Raw genomic sequence first — 15,892 nt, forward strand, 5'->3', positions numbered from 1 at the left:
CGGAAGGAGGTGAAACACATGGCAACAAAGCAGGAACGCATTGCAAAAATCGTCTCTGAGCGACTTGGAGTAGATGAATCCGAAGTAAAGCGGGAAGCTACGTTCAAGGATGATCTCGGTGCAGATTCTCTAGATGTAGTTGAACTGGTTATGGAACTAGAAGATGAATTTGATCTCGAAATCTCTGATGAAGATGCAGAGAAGATTGAGACAGTTGGAGATGTTGTAGACTACATAGAGAGTCACAAATAAGATATGCCGGGCGGCCGGTCCGGCCGTCCGGGTCATCTCTTCAGCATCTCTGTACCGACAATTGAGACTGGTGGAGGTTTTCTCATGCAGCAATCAAGAAAGATTTACAGGCGCGGCATGAAGCGTCACGGTAAAAAATTGCAAATGACAAAAGCACAAAAAGCCAAATACAAACAGTTTTTGGATGATATAGGTGCAACCTATCAGAAAGAAGATTTGTTTATTCAGGCATTCACTCATTCGTCCTATGTTAACGAGCATCGGATTCGTCCTCATGATGACAATGAGCGGCTTGAGTTCCTCGGCGATGCTGTTTTGGAATTGGCCATCTCCCAATATTTGTTCAAGCTCTTCGAACACATGAGCGAAGGCGAGATGACCAAACTCAGAGCTGCCATCGTATGCGAGCCATCCCTTGCGAAAAATGCGGAAGAATTGAAGTTCGGCGATTACGTGCTTCTCGGCAAGGGAGAGGAAATGACCGGTGGAAGAGAGCGGCCAGCTTTGCTTGCGGATGTCTTTGAAGCGTTCATCGGAGCGCTCTACCTAGATTCCGGAATGGATGCTGTCTATGCCTTTTTGGAGGATTATGTGTATCCAAAAATTCATGACGGCGAATTTTCACACATGATGGATTTTAAAAGTCAGCTGCAGGAACTGATTCAGCGAGAGAATCAGGGGCAGGTCGTATATCGCATCGTGCAAGAAAAAGGTCCGGCCCACTCGCGCGAGTTCGTTTCAGAGGTTTTATTGGATGAAGATCCGCTCGGACGAGGAAGCGGACGTTCAAAAAAAGAGGCAGAGCAAATGGCGGCGCAAAAAGCGCTTGAAAAATTAAATGAAGATGAAAAACAGGGTTAAAAAGTCTTTCAATTTACATGTTTAATCGTTTGATTTTCTCTCTACTTAAAGTAGCCTGCCGTGGCCTGGCCTTCAGCTATTTCTCAGGGTGACCCAGTATGAAGGGAAAAGAGGCACGGGAGGATGGTGCGGCTTCCACGGGCACGCTGGACACATCGGGAAGGTTCTATCCGTATGAAAGCCAATCGCGCAGGCATAACCAGGCACGTGAAACGCACTGCCAGCTGCCGGCATCGAAGGACTTCGGCTCAGAACGTGGCGAAGATCCAGCGCTTCCAATGGAAGATGGGAAAGCCGAGACCGTTGCTACCGGTAAGCGAGTCTCCGCAGATACAGGCAGATGCAACGTGATTCACCTGAAATGACGTTATCAACACTCTGAAAAGAGCTTCGCGGGCTTATCCGCGAAGCTCTTTTTCTGTACAGGTATGAAACTATGGTTTTAAGCGGTAGTCCCGCTGCAGGCTCCGCAGTGCTTGCAGCGAGGCATCTGCAAATGGACTGTGCTCGTTTACGAGCCCTTCCTCAAACAGTTCAACGGCACGAATAAGGGATTCGTTATAGTCTGGTACATCGCCGCTGTAAGGCTTGAGGTGGGTGTCCGGAATGTTTGCTTTTTCATTAAATGCAAGCGCCTTTCGTTCCTGAAACAAAGCAACGTCGGTTTGACCCGGCTGATGAAGATCACCTTGCACCGGATGGCGCAGAACAGCGAGGATCTGAACAACAGACGTTGGTTTAGCCGGAGTAGGATCGATCAGCTTGCCGATATACCGGCCTGTTTTATACGTGCACGTTACCAGCTCTCCCGTTTCCATTCCAGTCACCTCCTGCTATGCTTTGTTCCTCATTGCACCAAGTTCACTAACGATGGCATCCATTTCGTTCACGCTGAAAGACGGCTTCGCCATCACCATTTGATGAATCTCTTTAATTTCTTCATACTGGTCAGCTGCGTAAAATTCCGACTTCATCGCACCAGCATTAACAATTTGCAGCTTCGTTTTTATATCATCGATCATTTTCTCAATTTCTTGTTTTCGCGCTTCTTTTTCTTCCACTATTATCATCCTTTCCAATTCATATACTGTTTATGATAACATGCCCGCACGATGGATACACTCGTTTTTAAAGGGGTTGTTAATAATACAGCCGAACTGTGATAAAATAGGCTGGTTAGAACGATTATTTTACTAGAAACAGAGGTGAGTGGCATGTTCCTGAAGCGGCTTGAACTGTCGGGCTTTAAATCGTTTGCGAAGGCTGTATCAGTAGAGTTCGAAAACGGCGTGACCGCAGTTGTCGGACCTAACGGCAGCGGGAAAAGCAATATATCAGACAGTGTCAGGTGGGTGCTGGGTGAACAATCCGCCCGTAATCTGCGCGGTGCCAAAATGGAAGACATCATTTTTTCAGGCAGCGAGGGAAGAGCCGCCCAGAACATGGCGGAAGTCACGCTCGTATTAAATAATGAGAAAAAGCAGCTGTCCGTTGATTATACCGAAGTTGCCGTCACTAGAAGAGTTTTTCGCTCTGGAGACAGTGAATACTTAATGAACGGCCAGCCGTGCCGATTGAAGGATATTATTGAGCTTTTTATGGATTCCGGTATCGGCAGAGAATCATTTTCTATTATCGGCCAGGGACGGGTGGAAGAAATCTTAAGCTCAAAATCGGAAGACCGCCGCGCGATATTCGAAGAAGCTGCCGGCGTTCGTAAATATAAACAGCGCAAACAGCAGGCTGCTAAAAAGCTTCATGATACGGAGGACAATCTTAGCAGAGTCAGAGACATTCTGTATGAAATTGAATCCAGACTGGAACCATTAAAAGAACAGGCTTCCGTGGCAGAGGAATTTCTGGGGCTTAAGGATGATCTTCGCCAAGTGGAGACAGGCGTGCTTGTTGAAGAGATAAAAGAGCGGCACGAGAAATGGTCAATGGCCGGTGAAAAGCTGCAGGAGCTTGAGTCGCAGCATCAACGTGCTGCCAGTGCGCTGAAAGGGCAGCAAAAGGAAAAAGACCGGCGCCGCAAGCTGCTTGAAAATGCAGAAACAAAGCTGGACGACGTGCAGAACCAGCTGCTGCTTGCAAGTGAAGAAGCAGAAAAGCAGGAAGGTCTTCGTGAGCTGTGGAACGAACGAAAAAAGCACTATTCGGAAAATAGAACGCAATACCGTAAAGAGCTGGAACAGCTTCAGGCAGAGCGGGAAGCGCTCGAATCTGAACGAAGCCGTGCGCAGTCTGTTTTGGAAGAAGCGGTTAAAAAAGCAGAGGAGGCAGACGAAGAGCTGCAGCGTTTATTAACGCGTTTGTCAGCGGCAACCGGAGATAAAGAATCCGTGTTGGAAGATTGGAAAAGCGAGTATTTTGAGTTGTTAAATCATAAGACAAGTGCCGCCAACGATCTCAAATTTATACAGGACCAGCTGGAGCGGTCAGAACGTGTAGCAGCATCAAAAACGGAGGCTTATGAGAAGCGGCAGGCGGAGCTCGATGAACTGATTGACGCATTTCAGACAGCAGAAAATAATTGGAATCAGCAGGTCCAGCAAAAGAAAGACCTTCAGAAATCCTGGAAAGAAACGAATTTGCAGTACGATGAACTTCGCAAGTCGTATGAAAAAAAAGAGACCTTTTATTATGAAGCACTCCATCGGCTGCATCAGCTGGATGCTAAATTGGAATCCATGAAAACGATGCAGCAGGAATACAGCGGGTTCTTTCACGGTGTTAAAGAATTACTGAAGGACAAGGATCATCGTTTTCCAGGTATTGCGGGGGCCGTGGCCGAGCTCATTCACGTTCCGGAATCACATACTACAGCACTGGAAACAGCACTTGGCGCAGCTCAGCAGCATGTCGTGACGAACGATGAGTCTGCGGCTCAGAAAGCGATTGGCTATTTGAGAAAGCATAAGCTCGGCCGCGCCACATTTCTTCCGCTCACGACGATAAAGCCGCGAACAATTGGTGCAGCAGACCGCAAGAAACTAAATCAAGTAGAAGGCTGCCTCGGAACGGCTGCAGAAGCGGTAACTTCCGATAAGGCGCACGAACGTGTCGTAGAGCATCTTCTTGGAAATGTGATCCTGACGGAGACGCTGGACCAGGCAAAGCTTGCGGCAGCGGCTGTTCAGCACCGCTATCGAGTCGTCACGCTGGAAGGCGACATCGTTAATGCAGGTGGCTCAATGACAGGTGGAAGCCGTCAGACCAAGCAGGCTTCTCTATTAGGGCGCAGACAGGAGATCGATAAGCTGCAGGCTCAGAAGGATAAGCTGCAGCAGCAGACAGATAAAGCCGAAACACAGCTCGCTGAAACGAAACGTGCAGGGAGCAGGCTGAACGACCAATTGGCGGAAACTCGGAAAAAAGCAGAAGCAGTTACAGAAGCAGAAGCTGCGGCACGCAGCGCCTATGAAGAATTGACTTTGAAAAAGCAGCACGAAGAAGAACGTACAGAGCAGCTCCGCTTCGAGCTGGAGGAAATGAAGCGTGAGTTTGCCGCTGCTACTGCGAAAAAACAGGAAAAGCAGTCTTTATTGAATGAAGCAGAGCGGAAGCTTGCACAAGCAGATAAGCAAATCTCTGAATTAACCGAAGCCCGTGAAGAGGATCGGACCCGCGAAGAGGAGCTGCGTGAACGTATCTCCGAATTAAAAGCAGTGAAAGCTGCCGTCCAGGAGCAGGTTCGCAGTGCTCGGGAGAATAATGAGCGAATTCAGGCAGCAGTTCAGAAGCTGACGAGAGAAATTATAGAAAAAGATGAAGCGAACAGCCTGCTTGAAGCAGAACTCAGTGAATCGGCACTTGATTCGTCCAGTATAGAGGAGAATCTGAAAGAAAGCAGAGCCGAGCGGAAGCGTCTGCAGCGCGAGCTGGCAAATCTTAAAGAAACGAGAAAGCAGCTTGCTGACGAAGTTGAGGAGCTGGATGAAGCTTGTTCGAGAGCACGAAACCAGCTCACATACTGCAGCGAGCAAAAACATTCTGTAGAATTAGAGAAAGGGCGCCTGGATGTCGAGCTGGATACAAGGCTGGAAAAACTTCAGCAGGAGTATGAGCTGACGTTTGAGGCAGCGGAGGCCGAACTCCCTCTGCAGGAGCCGATTGAAGATGCTGTCCGTAAGGTGAAGCTGCTAAAAATGAGCATGGAAGAGCTTGGCCCTGTAAACATCGGAGCTATTGATGAATATGGGGAAGTGAAAGAACGCTTTGAATTCCTAAGCGGTCAGCAGATGGATTTGGAAGAAGCAAAAGCTTCTCTGGAAGCGATAATTAAGGAAATGGACACCGAAATGACAACGAGGTTTATGGATGCTTTCACAGAAATTCAAACCCATTTTAAAGATGTATTCCGGTCGTTATTCGGCGGCGGCAGGGCATCTTTGGAGCTCACAAACGGGGATGACCTGCTCCATACAGGCGTAGATATTACGGCTCAGCCCCCAGGTAAAAAGCTGCAGCATCTTGCGCTTCTTTCGGGAGGAGAGCGTGCACTTACAGCTATCGCGCTGCTGTTTGCCATTCTTCGCGCCAGACCAGTGCCGTTCTGCGTCCTGGATGAAGTAGAAGCAGCCCTTGATGAAGCTAATGTGCACCGATTTGCTTCTTACTTGAAAGAATTCAGTCGTGATACTCAGTTTATCGTGGTGACGCACCGGAAGGGCACGATGGAGGAAGCGGACGCTCTCTACGGCATCACCATGCAAGAGTCCGGCGTCTCTGATATCGTGTCGGTCCGCTTGGAGGAAAGCAGAGAGCTTGTCGAGGCGGGAGCATTGAAGGAGGAAAATAAATGAGTTTTTTTAAGAAGTTAAAGGATAAATTGTCAAACCAGACGGAACAAGTAACGGATAAGTTCCGGGACGGGCTGACGAAAACGCGTGAATCGTTCGTAGGCGCAATGAATGAGCTTATGATGGATTACAGAACCGTGGATGAAGAATTCTTCGAAGAGCTCGAGGATATTCTGATCGCTTCTGATGTCGGCGTGAACACAGTCATGGAGCTTGTAGACGAACTGCGGGATGAGGCATTAAGACAAAACATAAAAAAATCAATTGACCTGCAGCCGCTGATTTCCGAAAAGCTTTCGGAGCTGCTCGTCCGTGATGATCAGGAAACAAAGCTGAACATGCAGGACGACAGCCTGACCGTCATATTATTCGTCGGCGTAAACGGCGTTGGTAAAACGACTACGATCGGGAAAATGGCTCAAAAATTTAAAGACGAAGGCCGCCGTGTCATGCTTGCAGCCGGTGATACCTTTCGAGCAGGTGCGATTGAACAGCTGGAAGTTTGGGGAGAGCGTGCAGGTGTCGAGGTTGTGAAGCAGCAGGCAGGCTCTGATCCGGCAGCTGTCATGTATGATGCGATCCAGTCTGCTAAATCCAGAAAGGCAGATGTTCTTTTGTGTGATACAGCGGGCCGCCTGCAAAATAAAGTGAATCTCATGAAAGAGCTGGAGAAAGTAAAGCGTGTGTTGACGAGGGAAATTCCGGATGCTCCTCATGAGGTTCTCCTCGTTCTGGACGCTACGACCGGGCAAAATGCGATGACGCAGGCGAAGATGTTCGGAGAGGCGACGGATGTTTCTGGAATTGTTCTGACGAAGCTTGATGGAACAGCGAAAGGCGGAATCGTCCTCGCCATACGGAACGAGCTGGATATTCCGGTTAAATTCGTTGGACTGGGCGAAAAGGTAGAAGATTTGCACGAGTTTGATCCGGATCAATATGTTCACGGTTTGTTCGCAGATGTCATTGAACGTGAAGAGCAGGAGAGTTCCTGATTGACAGCGAAAGAAGTGTCAAGTAGCATTAATGTGTAAAGGTCCAGTCCTTAACAAGGTGGTGCAGACATGATTGATAAAACGATCCGCATGAATTATCTATATGATTTCTATCATGCACTGTTAACTGAAAAACAGAATCAGTATATGTCCATGTACTATCTGGATGACTGGTCTCTTGGTGAAATTGCAGAACATTTTTCCATCAGCAGACAGGCAGTCTACGATAATATCCGCCGGACAGAACTGCTGCTGGAAGAATATGAAGAGAAGCTGCAGCTTCTTGAAAAATATGAAGAACGGCGCTCGAAGCTGAACGAGCTGAGGGATCTGCTCGAGGACAGCAGCGATACGAAATTGAAGCAGCTGCTCGCAGGCCTTGAAAAAATTGAGTAGGAGGCGCTGAAATGGCATTTGAAGGATTAGCCGAACGTCTGCAGGGCTCCATGAAGAAGATTAAAGGCAAAGGAAAAGTGTCGGAGCAGGACGTTAAAGATATGATGCGGGAAGTCCGGCTTGCTCTTCTGGAGGCGGACGTTAACTTTAAAGTAGTAAAGCAATTTATTAAAGACGTCAAGGAACGTGCTGTCGGTCAGGAAGTAATGGACAGTTTGACGCCGGGTCAGCAGGTCATAAAAGTAGTAAATGAAGAGCTGACAGCGCTTATGGGCGGAGAGCAGAGCAAATTGAATACGTCCCAAAAGCCGCCGACAGTCGTGATGATGGTCGGTCTTCAAGGGGCGGGTAAAACGACGACAACCGGAAAGCTCGCGCTTCACCTGCGGAAAAAGCATAATCGCAAGCCGCTGATGGCAGCGGCCGATATCTACCGGCCGGCCGCTATTAAGCAGTTGGAAACACTAGGGAAGCAGCTCGATATGCCTGTTTTTTCAATGGGCGATCAGGTCAGTCCGGTTGAGATTGCTGAAAAGGCCGTGGAGCAGGCGAAAGAAGACCATCACGATTATGTGCTGATTGATACAGCAGGACGTCTGCACGTAGACGAAGATTTAATGGGAGAGCTTGATCAAATTAAAGCTGCCGTCAAGCCGGATGAAGTGCTGCTAGTCGTTGACTCCATGACTGGACAGGACGCGGTGAACGTTGCAGAAAGCTTTAACGAGCGCCTCGGAATTACCGGTATCGTTATGACGAAACTGGACGGGGATACACGAGGCGGGGCGGCTATATCAGTAAAAGCCGTAACAGGCAAGCCGATTAAATTTGCTGGTATGGGTGAAAAATCGGATGCGCTTGAACCATTCCACCCTGAACGGATGGCATCTCGTATTCTCGGTATGGGCGATATGCTCAGTCTTATTGAAAAAGCACAGACAAATGTGGATGAAGAAAAAGCAAAAGAGCTTGAACGCAAAATGCGGTCAAATGATTTAACTTTTGATGACTTTCTCGATCAGTTAGCCCAGGTAAAAGACATGGGGCCGATCGATGAGCTATTGCAAATGATGCCCGGAGCAGGAAAAATGAAGGGAATGAAAAACCTTCAGGTAGATGATAAGCAGATAGCGCATATTGAAGCGATTGTCAAAAGTATGACGAAAGAAGAGCGTGATAATCCGGCTGTGCTGAATGGAAGCCGCAAACGTCGTATTGCAAAAGGCAGCGGCCGCAACATCCAGGAAGTCAATCGTCTGATCAAGCAGTTTGATGAAATGAAGAAGATGATGAAACAGATGACAGGCATGTCTAAAGGGAAGAAAAAAGGCGGATTTAAAATGCCGTTTATGTAGGTGCCGTCTTTTCATTCGGGCTGCCGAATAATCGTGGAATAGCTCGATTTTATAGTCGGACAAAACAGGCTGAGCCCTGATTTTGCGGGAATGAAAGTACTGTAAAGATTTTTTCCTTTACTAGGGTTGCCACCCGGGCCTGAATATGCTAATATAATTAATCGTGTAAGACATTTTTGGAGGTGAAACACATGGCAGTTAAAATTCGTCTGAAACGAATGGGAGCAAAAAAATCTCCGTTCTACCGCGTAGTTGTTGCGGATTCCCGCGCACCACGTGATGGACGTTTTATTGAAGAAATCGGCGTATATAATCCGCTTAAGAACCCTGTGGAGTTCAGCGTGGATGAAGAAAAGGCTGTAAAATGGATGATGGACGGCGCTAAGCCATCCGACACTGTTCGCAACCTTTTCTCCAGCAAAGGCCTGATGCAGCGTCTTCACGAAGCAAAAAACAACAAATAAAAAAACAGGCGGTGGATGACTGTTGAAAGAACTGGTTGAAACAATCGCAAAAGCGCTGGTTGATCACCCTGATGACGTCCGTGTAACCGAAGAAGATAAAGGTCATTCCCTTTTTATCCGCCTGGAGGTTCACGCGGACGATATGGGAAAAGTGATCGGCAGACACGGCAGAATTGCCAAAGCTGTCCGTTCGGTTGTATTTGCAGCCGGAGCCGGAAGCAAAAAGCGTGTTCAGCTGGATATCGGTTAATGAGCGGGTGCTTCGGCATCTGCTCTTTTTTTCACTCTTAAAACCATGTATACTTAATTGGGAATGACTATGAGGAGGTGCTCCATTTGGAGATCATCAAAAAAGTGGTAGTAAAGCAGATTTTAACAGAGGACAGCAGAACAAAGCTGCAGGAACAGTTTCTGTCCCGACAGTACAAGCTGAACAATGAATTAAAGCAGCTGGAATTTGTTCTACATAAGAAAATGAAGGAAAACAACGATCCAAAGTATCAAAAGTCGCTTCAGGAAAGCTTTAATAAAGAAGTTGCTAAGCGTAAGGAACGAATCCGTCAGATTGAGCTGAAGCTCGGTCAGCTTGAAGAACTGGAAATTGGAGCGGAGCTTCGGGAAGGCACGATCCAGATGATTGAGGAAGTTGCAGAGGGTGACAACTGGGATGAAATCATGAAAGGCACAGAAATCGTCGTTAAAGACGGTGTTGTTCATGAACTCCGCCACGGAGGCATGGAAGATGACTGATTGGCTTAACGTCGGGAAAATCGTGAATACTCACGGTATCCGCGGCGAAGTGCGGGTTATCTCCCGCACTGATTTTCCGGAGCGGCGTTACCGGACCGGTGCAGTCTTAACTGCATTCGGTTCGTCTGGCGCTCCGGTTTCTCTCACCGTTACCAGCTGGAGGCAGCATAAAAATTTTGATCTGCTTACCTTCGAGGAAATCAGCGGAGTTACAGAAGCAGAGGCGTTAAAAGAAAGCCTGCTCAAGATTGAGAAAACAGCGCTTGAAGAAGATGAACTGGATGATGGTGAATTTTACTATCATGAGATCATCGGCATGGAGGCGGTTGATGAAGCAGGCCATTCCGTTGGCACAGTTAAAGAAATCCTTCAGCCCGGTGCAAATGATGTATGGGTTCTTGATACCGATAAAGGAGAGCTTCTGCTGCCTTATATAGAGGATGTCGTCTTACGTGTCAATCAGCGTGAGGGCGTCATTACCGTCCGGATCCCTGAAGGGCTGGAATAGCATGAAAATATCCATCTTAACATTGTTTCCGGAAATGTTCGAGGGATTGTTTCAGCACTCCATTTTGAAAAATGCTCAGGAAAAAGGAATCGTTTCCTATAACGTGGTTGATTTCCGGACGTTCAGCAAGGATAAGCATCAACGTGTAGACGACTATCCGTATGGAGGAGGAGGCGGTATGGTTCTTACTCCACAGCCCCTTTTTGATGCTGTTGAACATACCACAGACCGATCCAAAGCCAGAGTGATTCTGCTTTGTCCCCAAGGTGAGCGGTTTACGCAGGCGAAAGCTGAAGAGCTCGCTAAGGAAGAAGAGCTGGTCCTGCTGTGCGGCCACTATGAAGGGTACGATGAACGGATCAGACAGGAGCTTGTAACAGATGAGATTTCGATCGGGGATTATGTCCTGACCGGAGGTGAAATCGGTGCTATGGCGCTTGCAGACAGTGTAACCAGATTGCTTCCGGGAGCGCTTGGCAATGATACGTCTGCCGTGACGGATTCCTTCAGCACCGGTCTGCTTGAATACCCGCACTATACCCGTCCAGCTGATTTTAATGGCATGAAGGTTCCCGATGTGCTCCTGTCCGGCCATCATGCCAAGATCGAAGCGTGGAGAAGAGAACAATCGCTGCGACGAACATGGGAGCGCCGTCCGGATCTTTTGGAAAAAGCGTCGTTGTCAGAGGCAGAACGGAAACTCATTCATTCGTGGGAAGAAAATCAATGAATCAAGGAAACTGCCTTGTCATCATGAATCTGCTGTGATATGATGTTTTTTGTGGCTAAAAGGCCAGATCAAGATATTCCGCTGTTGCACCAGACAAGAGTATCTGTAGGGAAGGAGGCGGACAATAATGGAACAACTCATTCGTGATATTACGAAAGAACAGCTGAAATCCGACATCCCTGAATTTCGTGCAGGTGATACTGTGCGTGTTCACGCAAAGGTTGTCGAGGGTTCCCGTGAGCGAATCCAGGTATTCGAAGGTGTCGTCATCAAGCGCCGCGGTTCTGGAATCAGCTCTACGTTTACCGTTCGTAAAGTATCTTACAATGTTGGCGTTGAGCGTACTTTCCCAGTACACTCTCCACGTATCGACAAGCTCGAAGTGAAGCGCTACGGTAAGGTACGTCGTGCGAAGCTTTACTATCTGCGTTCTCTTCGCGGAAAAGCAGCTCGTATTCCAGAGCGTTCTATGCGTTAAAGTGGAAATGGAAGCCGTCCCGGTCTGCCGGGGCGGTTTTTTTATTGGATGTGCAACGTGAGGTGAGACGGAGGCGTAAAGGCCAGCGTATCTGTGATATCGCTTTCTGTTCAGGACGAGCGGCCGGTTGAAATACAGAAGAGATGTCATCCACACGATGCAATCTGCTGCGGCGTCCTGTACACTATAAGTACATTCGGAAAAGCAGAGGGAGGAGAGCGCAATGTATCCTGAAGAACAGTGGAGATGGTTCTCAGCAGTCATGTTGAGCATACTCATTTTAGTATCAGTACGGCTGTTTGTCTTCTCCCCCGCTGTTGTAGATGGTGACTCGATGGAACCCTCGCTGAGACACGAGAATAGAATGCTGATCAGTCATATCGGCTACGTGTTTGACGAACCGGAACGGTTTGATATTGTCGTGTTTACGTCGAACGACGAGAGACACTATGTGAAGCGCGTAATAGGGCTTCCGGGTGACACCCTGTGGTATGACGATGGCAGGCTGATGGTAAACGGCATACCGGTAGCTGAACCATTTTTGACAGGTGAAAAGCCTGCAGTACCTTCTGAAGAGCGGTTAACGGTCCCGGATGAACACGTATACGTGCTAGGAGATAATCGGCTGAACAGCTACGACAGCCGCCATATAGGACCAGTACCGGTTAACCAAATATCCGGAAAAGCAGAGTTGATTTTCTGGCCTCCAACAAATGCCGGTTTATTAAACTAAGTGTGATGCAAAGGAGAGGACACGTTTGAAAATACAATGGTATCCGGGACATATGGCGAAAGCGAAACGCCAGGTAACGGAAAAACTGAAAATGATCGATGTCGTGATGGAAATTGTGGACGCCCGTATTCCGATGTCTTCACGAAACCCGATGATTGAAGAAGTAACAGAAAATAAGCCGAGATTAATGCTGTTAAACAAAGCTGACTTGGCTGATCCCCAAATTACGAAAGAGTGGGAAGCCTATTTTGAAAAAGAGAACGTAAAGCCATTGACAATAGATGCCCAGCATGGCAAAGGAATGAAACAAATACCGGCCGAAGTGCAAAAGCTCGCAGCGCCTCTATATGAGCGGTGGGAGCGTAAAGGTATCAATCCTCGTCCGCTTCGCTCGCTGATTGTTGGTATACCGAATGTGGGTAAATCGACCGTTATTAATAAACTGGCTGGAAAGAAAATCGCTAATATTGGCGATAAACCAGGCGTAACGAAGAAACAACAGTGGATTAAAATGGGAAGTACGCTTGAGTTGTTGGATACACCAGGAATTCTTTGGCCAAAGTTCGAAGATGAAGCCGTCGGCTACAGACTGGCGCTGACTGGCGCGGTGAAAGAAGAGATATTTGACTTTCAGGATGCTGTATTATTCTTTTTAACGTTTATGGCTGCTGAATATCCGCAGCTGTTGAAAAGCCGCTACAACCTGGAGGAGATTCCAGACGATAAAGTTCAGCTTTTTGACGACATCGGCAGACGACGGGGCTGTCTGATATCGGGCGGGCACGTTGACTATGACCGGACAGCGGAAATTATCTTTCGTGATTTTCGACAAGGATTGTTTGGCCCAGTCACGCTTGAAAAACCTATATATTAACCATAATTTTATTATGTAAACATAAGGGCGATCAATGTATCGTCCTTTTCATGGTGAGAGGGAGGGTACCTGATGGCGACGATCAAAGCGATAAAACAGATCCTGCAGCAGTCAACGGATGAAAAAGCTGCAGCTCCATTCAGGCAGGACGGCCGCAGAGGTGTTCAGGCGGAGCTGAGAAAATTTGACAGAAAGCTTAGGCAGGAGCAGCAGTATCAGGAGTTATGGCAGGAAATGACCCGCTATGAGCGTGATTTGCGTGACTATTGTTCCATTGCAGGAATTGATGAAGTTGGCAGAGGTCCTCTAGCGGGAGGCGTGACAGCAGCAGCAGTCATATTGCCGAATGAAGCTTATTTGCCAGGGCTAAATGATTCCAAGAAAATACCGAAACTAAAAAGAGAGCAGCTCTTTGAAGACATTCTGGCTTGTGCATCAGTAGGTGTAGGCAGCTGTACGCCAAAAGAAATCGATACATACAATATCTACGAGGCGTCTAAAATAGCGATGGTTCGTGCGCTGGAACGACTGCCGGTTCAGCCTGACTACCTGTTAATAGATGCGATGGAGCTGCCGGTTTCTATCAATCAAAAAAACCTAACGAAAGGCGATACGAAATCCGTTTCGATTGCAGCTGCTTCTATTGTTGCTAAAGTAACGCGGGACAGAGAAATGGCCGAACTGGACCGGATTTACCCGGGTTACGGATTTCAAGCCAATGCAGGGTATGGCACGAGTGAACATTTACAGGCGCTCGACCGGCTTGGACCAACGCCGTATCATCGGCAGAGCTTTGCACCGGTACGGAACAGGAATCGCTTATCATAACGAGATAAACAGAGGGGTGTAGCCGTGGATATGCTTCATATACTGCAGAATCGAATCTCAGCAGAATCGGGATGGACGTCTGCTTTTCGCCTGGAGCCCGGCAGTATTATTGCTGGCAGGGTGACCGCGATTTATCCCGGGAATACAGCTAAGCTGCTTGTAAACGGTACGATGATGACTGCCGCACTGAAAACGGGGGTAGAAAAAAACCGTCACTATTGGTTTCGTGTTGAGACTTCTGATTCTATTCCCATTTTAAAAATCGTCCGCGAGAGCGGTACACAAGCGCAGCCGGAGAAAATGCTTCCACAGTTAAACATGGCAGCATCTAAACCTAATATCGAAACAGTACGGATGCTTCACAGGCAGGGATTTCCTTTGACAGGCAGTCACATTGAAGCTGTCACGAACATCAAAGCCCGAGAAACCATTCCGCCGGTGAAATTGGAAGAAGCACTGTCGCTCCTTCATGCGAGAGGCGCCGCTGTGAGGCAGGATACGATTCAATCAGCACTTGCGTTATCGGACACCGACAAGCTTGGTGCCATGCTTCGCACCTCCGCAGAAGCTGTTCCGCCCGGCAGAGAAGGCGAATTTCCCTTTTTGCGTGCTGCTGCTTCCCGGACCCTCGTATCTCATCCTGCGATGGTGGAGCGATTCGTTAATGAATCGCTCGTACAGGAGGGAAGAAACAGAGAGCTTCTGTTACATGTGCTGTTTGGAAAAGACAAGCCAAATGCTGCTGCATGGCCGGCTGCAGTCAGGGAGATCGTGCACGCGACCGCTCAAATGAAAGGGGTGGAACATGCATCAGGAGCAGTGCAGATTAAGCTGACAGAGCGCACGCTTCCGCTCTTCTCTGCCCGATCAGAAATTCCGCAGATCCGCAGTGATATGCAGGCAGCAGCGCTCATTCAGTCTTCTTTATCGAGAAGTCTTCTGCTCGAGCATGCGCTGTTATTCCCTAAAAAAGAGCCAGGAACTGGCGTGCAGCCCGGAAGTTCAATAGAGTTAGGAAGAATCAGACTGGAGCTTAGCCTGCTGCAAGCAGCTGTTCCACAAGCAGCTGGAACCGCAGAGGCAGCGGCCCGTATTCTTTCAGGATTACAGCTTGTTTCCCAGGAGCAGCTGCAGGTGCCAAGCATGATGAGTGCGATCCAATTTCCAATTGATCAAACAGGCCTTCACATTCAATGGTCCGGTAGACGAACACATGACGGCTCTCTTGATCAAAACCACTGCCGGATGCTGTTTTATTTACAGATGGAGCATTTTGGTGAAATAACCGTCGACGTGCAAATTCAAAACCGCATCGTATCTATTGCCGTTTACAGCCGTCATCCGGAGCCGGCTGATCTGAAAGAGCATTGGTATAAGAAGCTGGCAGCTGCTATGCAGGAAAAACAATACAGCCTTTCAGGTGTCGCATGGAGGCAGGAAACAGATCAACAGATAAAGACGCCATCCGCAAAAGCTGTGCTCCATACTGGAAAGGTGGACGTACGCATATGAAGCACCACGTTAGAAAAAAAGCAGCTGCACTCGCGTATGATCTGGCAAAAAGCCCCGCCCCTTCAGTTAAAGCAAAAGGGGCGGGGCTGCGTGCGGAGGAGATCATTCAGCGTGCAGAAGAGAGCGGTGTTCCGCTGTACCGGGATCCGTCGATGGCAGAAGTACTCTCACAGCTGGAATTAAATCAGGAGATACCGGGTGAACTATATGATGCTGCTGAGGAGATTTTTCTATATATATACAGGCTCGATCAGGAAGAAAAAGTCCGCAGACTCGCTGGTAAAAAGCCCGGTCCATAAAAATTTAGAGTTTTTTTATCGTTATCGGTGTATAAACCAGGCAATCTATTGTAAA

At 48.1% G+C, this 15,892-nt stretch carries 20 protein-coding genes; 18 read left to right on the forward strand and 2 right to left on the reverse strand.

Features of this window, described 5'->3' with window-relative positions; genetic code table 11:
* Positions 1 to 18: 18 nt before the first annotated feature.
* The 3 genes from acpP to ACFO4L_RS03130 all read left to right on the forward strand — a co-directional run bounded on the left by acpP (position 19) and on the right by ACFO4L_RS03130 (position 1,478).
* Complete coding sequence (acpP, locus tag ACFO4L_RS03120) at positions 19 to 252, forward strand: acyl carrier protein (RefSeq protein ID WP_168004671.1); 234 nt, start codon at positions 19 to 21, stop codon at positions 250 to 252.
* Between the two features lie 84 nt (positions 253 to 336).
* Positions 337 to 1,113 carry a ribonuclease III gene (gene rnc / locus ACFO4L_RS03125; RefSeq protein WP_377908193.1) on the forward strand — a complete coding sequence of 259 codons (777 nt, stop codon included), beginning with the start codon at positions 337 to 339 and terminating at the stop codon, positions 1,111 to 1,113.
* 98 nt (positions 1,114 to 1,211) lie between these two features.
* Positions 1,212 to 1,478 (forward strand): hypothetical protein, encoded by a 267-nt coding sequence (locus tag ACFO4L_RS03130; protein WP_377908194.1) that lies wholly within the window; start codon positions 1,212 to 1,214, stop codon positions 1,476 to 1,478.
* Positions 1,479 to 1,547: 69 nt separating this feature from the next.
* On the opposite strand, the gene kapB is transcribed toward ACFO4L_RS03130, so the two are convergent.
* Positions 1,548 to 1,931, reverse strand: coding sequence for a kinase-associated lipoprotein KapB (gene kapB / locus ACFO4L_RS03135; protein ID WP_377908195.1), 384 nt, complete (start codon positions 1,929 to 1,931; stop codon positions 1,548 to 1,550).
* A 15-nt stretch (positions 1,932 to 1,946) separates the two neighbouring features.
* On the reverse strand, positions 1,947 to 2,174 hold the full coding sequence (locus ACFO4L_RS03140) for a DUF1128 domain-containing protein (protein WP_377908196.1): 228 nt from the start codon (positions 2,172 to 2,174) through the stop codon (positions 1,947 to 1,949).
* Between the two features lie 153 nt (positions 2,175 to 2,327).
* Between ACFO4L_RS03140 and smc the strand changes: the two genes are divergently transcribed.
* The 15 genes from smc to ACFO4L_RS03215 all read left to right on the forward strand — a co-directional run bounded on the left by smc (position 2,328) and on the right by ACFO4L_RS03215 (position 15,837).
* Positions 2,328 to 5,918 (forward strand): chromosome segregation protein SMC, encoded by a 3,591-nt coding sequence (smc, locus tag ACFO4L_RS03145; protein WP_377908197.1) that lies wholly within the window; start codon positions 2,328 to 2,330, stop codon positions 5,916 to 5,918.
* The gene (gene ftsY, locus ACFO4L_RS03150; RefSeq protein ID WP_377908198.1) at positions 5,915 to 6,910 is read left to right on the forward strand and encodes a signal recognition particle-docking protein FtsY; all 996 of its coding nucleotides are present in this window, start codon (positions 5,915 to 5,917) and stop codon (positions 6,908 to 6,910) included. The genes smc and ftsY overlap by 4 nt, the downstream gene beginning before the upstream one ends.
* A 69-nt stretch (positions 6,911 to 6,979) precedes the next feature.
* Positions 6,980 to 7,306 (forward strand): putative DNA-binding protein, encoded by a 327-nt coding sequence (locus ACFO4L_RS03155; RefSeq protein ID WP_377908199.1) that lies wholly within the window; start codon positions 6,980 to 6,982, stop codon positions 7,304 to 7,306.
* A gap of 11 nt (positions 7,307 to 7,317) precedes the next feature.
* Positions 7,318 to 8,661, forward strand: coding sequence for a signal recognition particle protein (ffh, locus tag ACFO4L_RS03160; protein WP_377908200.1), 1,344 nt, complete (start codon positions 7,318 to 7,320; stop codon positions 8,659 to 8,661).
* 191 nt (positions 8,662 to 8,852) lie between these two features.
* A complete protein-coding gene (gene rpsP / locus ACFO4L_RS03165) occupies positions 8,853 to 9,125 on the forward strand; it encodes a 30S ribosomal protein S16 (protein WP_377908201.1) in 273 nt (90 codons plus the stop codon).
* A gap of 22 nt (positions 9,126 to 9,147) precedes the next feature.
* A complete protein-coding gene (locus ACFO4L_RS03170) occupies positions 9,148 to 9,375 on the forward strand; it encodes a KH domain-containing protein (protein ID WP_377908202.1) in 228 nt (75 codons plus the stop codon).
* A gap of 77 nt (positions 9,376 to 9,452) precedes the next feature.
* Positions 9,453 to 9,875 carry a YlqD family protein gene (locus tag ACFO4L_RS03175; protein ID WP_377908203.1) on the forward strand — a complete coding sequence of 141 codons (423 nt, stop codon included), beginning with the start codon at positions 9,453 to 9,455 and terminating at the stop codon, positions 9,873 to 9,875.
* Complete coding sequence (gene rimM, locus ACFO4L_RS03180; protein ID WP_377908204.1) at positions 9,868 to 10,383, forward strand: ribosome maturation factor RimM; 516 nt, start codon at positions 9,868 to 9,870, stop codon at positions 10,381 to 10,383. The genes ACFO4L_RS03175 and rimM overlap by 8 nt, the downstream gene beginning before the upstream one ends.
* Position 10,384: 1 nt before the next feature.
* A complete protein-coding gene (trmD, locus tag ACFO4L_RS03185; RefSeq protein WP_377908205.1) occupies positions 10,385 to 11,113 on the forward strand; it encodes a tRNA (guanosine(37)-N1)-methyltransferase TrmD in 729 nt (242 codons plus the stop codon).
* 127 nt (positions 11,114 to 11,240) lie between these two features.
* Positions 11,241 to 11,591, forward strand: a complete 351-nt coding sequence (rplS, locus tag ACFO4L_RS03190) for a 50S ribosomal protein L19 (RefSeq protein ID WP_377908206.1) — start codon at positions 11,241 to 11,243, stop codon at positions 11,589 to 11,591.
* Positions 11,592 to 11,814: 223 nt separating this feature from the next.
* Positions 11,815 to 12,324, forward strand: a complete 510-nt coding sequence (lepB, locus tag ACFO4L_RS03195; protein ID WP_377908207.1) for a signal peptidase I — start codon at positions 11,815 to 11,817, stop codon at positions 12,322 to 12,324.
* Between the two features lie 25 nt (positions 12,325 to 12,349).
* Positions 12,350 to 13,198 (forward strand): ribosome biogenesis GTPase YlqF, encoded by an 849-nt coding sequence (gene ylqF / locus ACFO4L_RS03200; protein ID WP_377908209.1) that lies wholly within the window; start codon positions 12,350 to 12,352, stop codon positions 13,196 to 13,198.
* A 72-nt stretch (positions 13,199 to 13,270) separates the two neighbouring features.
* Positions 13,271 to 14,026, forward strand: a complete 756-nt coding sequence (locus tag ACFO4L_RS03205; protein WP_377908210.1) for a ribonuclease HII — start codon at positions 13,271 to 13,273, stop codon at positions 14,024 to 14,026.
* A 24-nt stretch (positions 14,027 to 14,050) separates the two neighbouring features.
* A complete protein-coding gene (locus ACFO4L_RS03210; RefSeq protein WP_377908211.1) occupies positions 14,051 to 15,538 on the forward strand; it encodes a hypothetical protein in 1,488 nt (495 codons plus the stop codon).
* On the forward strand, positions 15,535 to 15,837 hold the full coding sequence (locus ACFO4L_RS03215; protein ID WP_377908212.1) for an EscU/YscU/HrcU family type III secretion system export apparatus switch protein: 303 nt from the start codon (positions 15,535 to 15,537) through the stop codon (positions 15,835 to 15,837). Before ACFO4L_RS03210 ends, ACFO4L_RS03215 begins: the two co-directional genes overlap by 4 nt.
* Positions 15,838 to 15,892: the final 55 nt, after the last annotated feature.

It is taken from the genome of Bacillus daqingensis (assembly GCF_042654445.1).
Classification (GTDB): domain Bacteria; phylum Bacillota; class Bacilli; order Bacillales; family Salisediminibacteriaceae; genus Alkalicoccus; species Alkalicoccus luteus.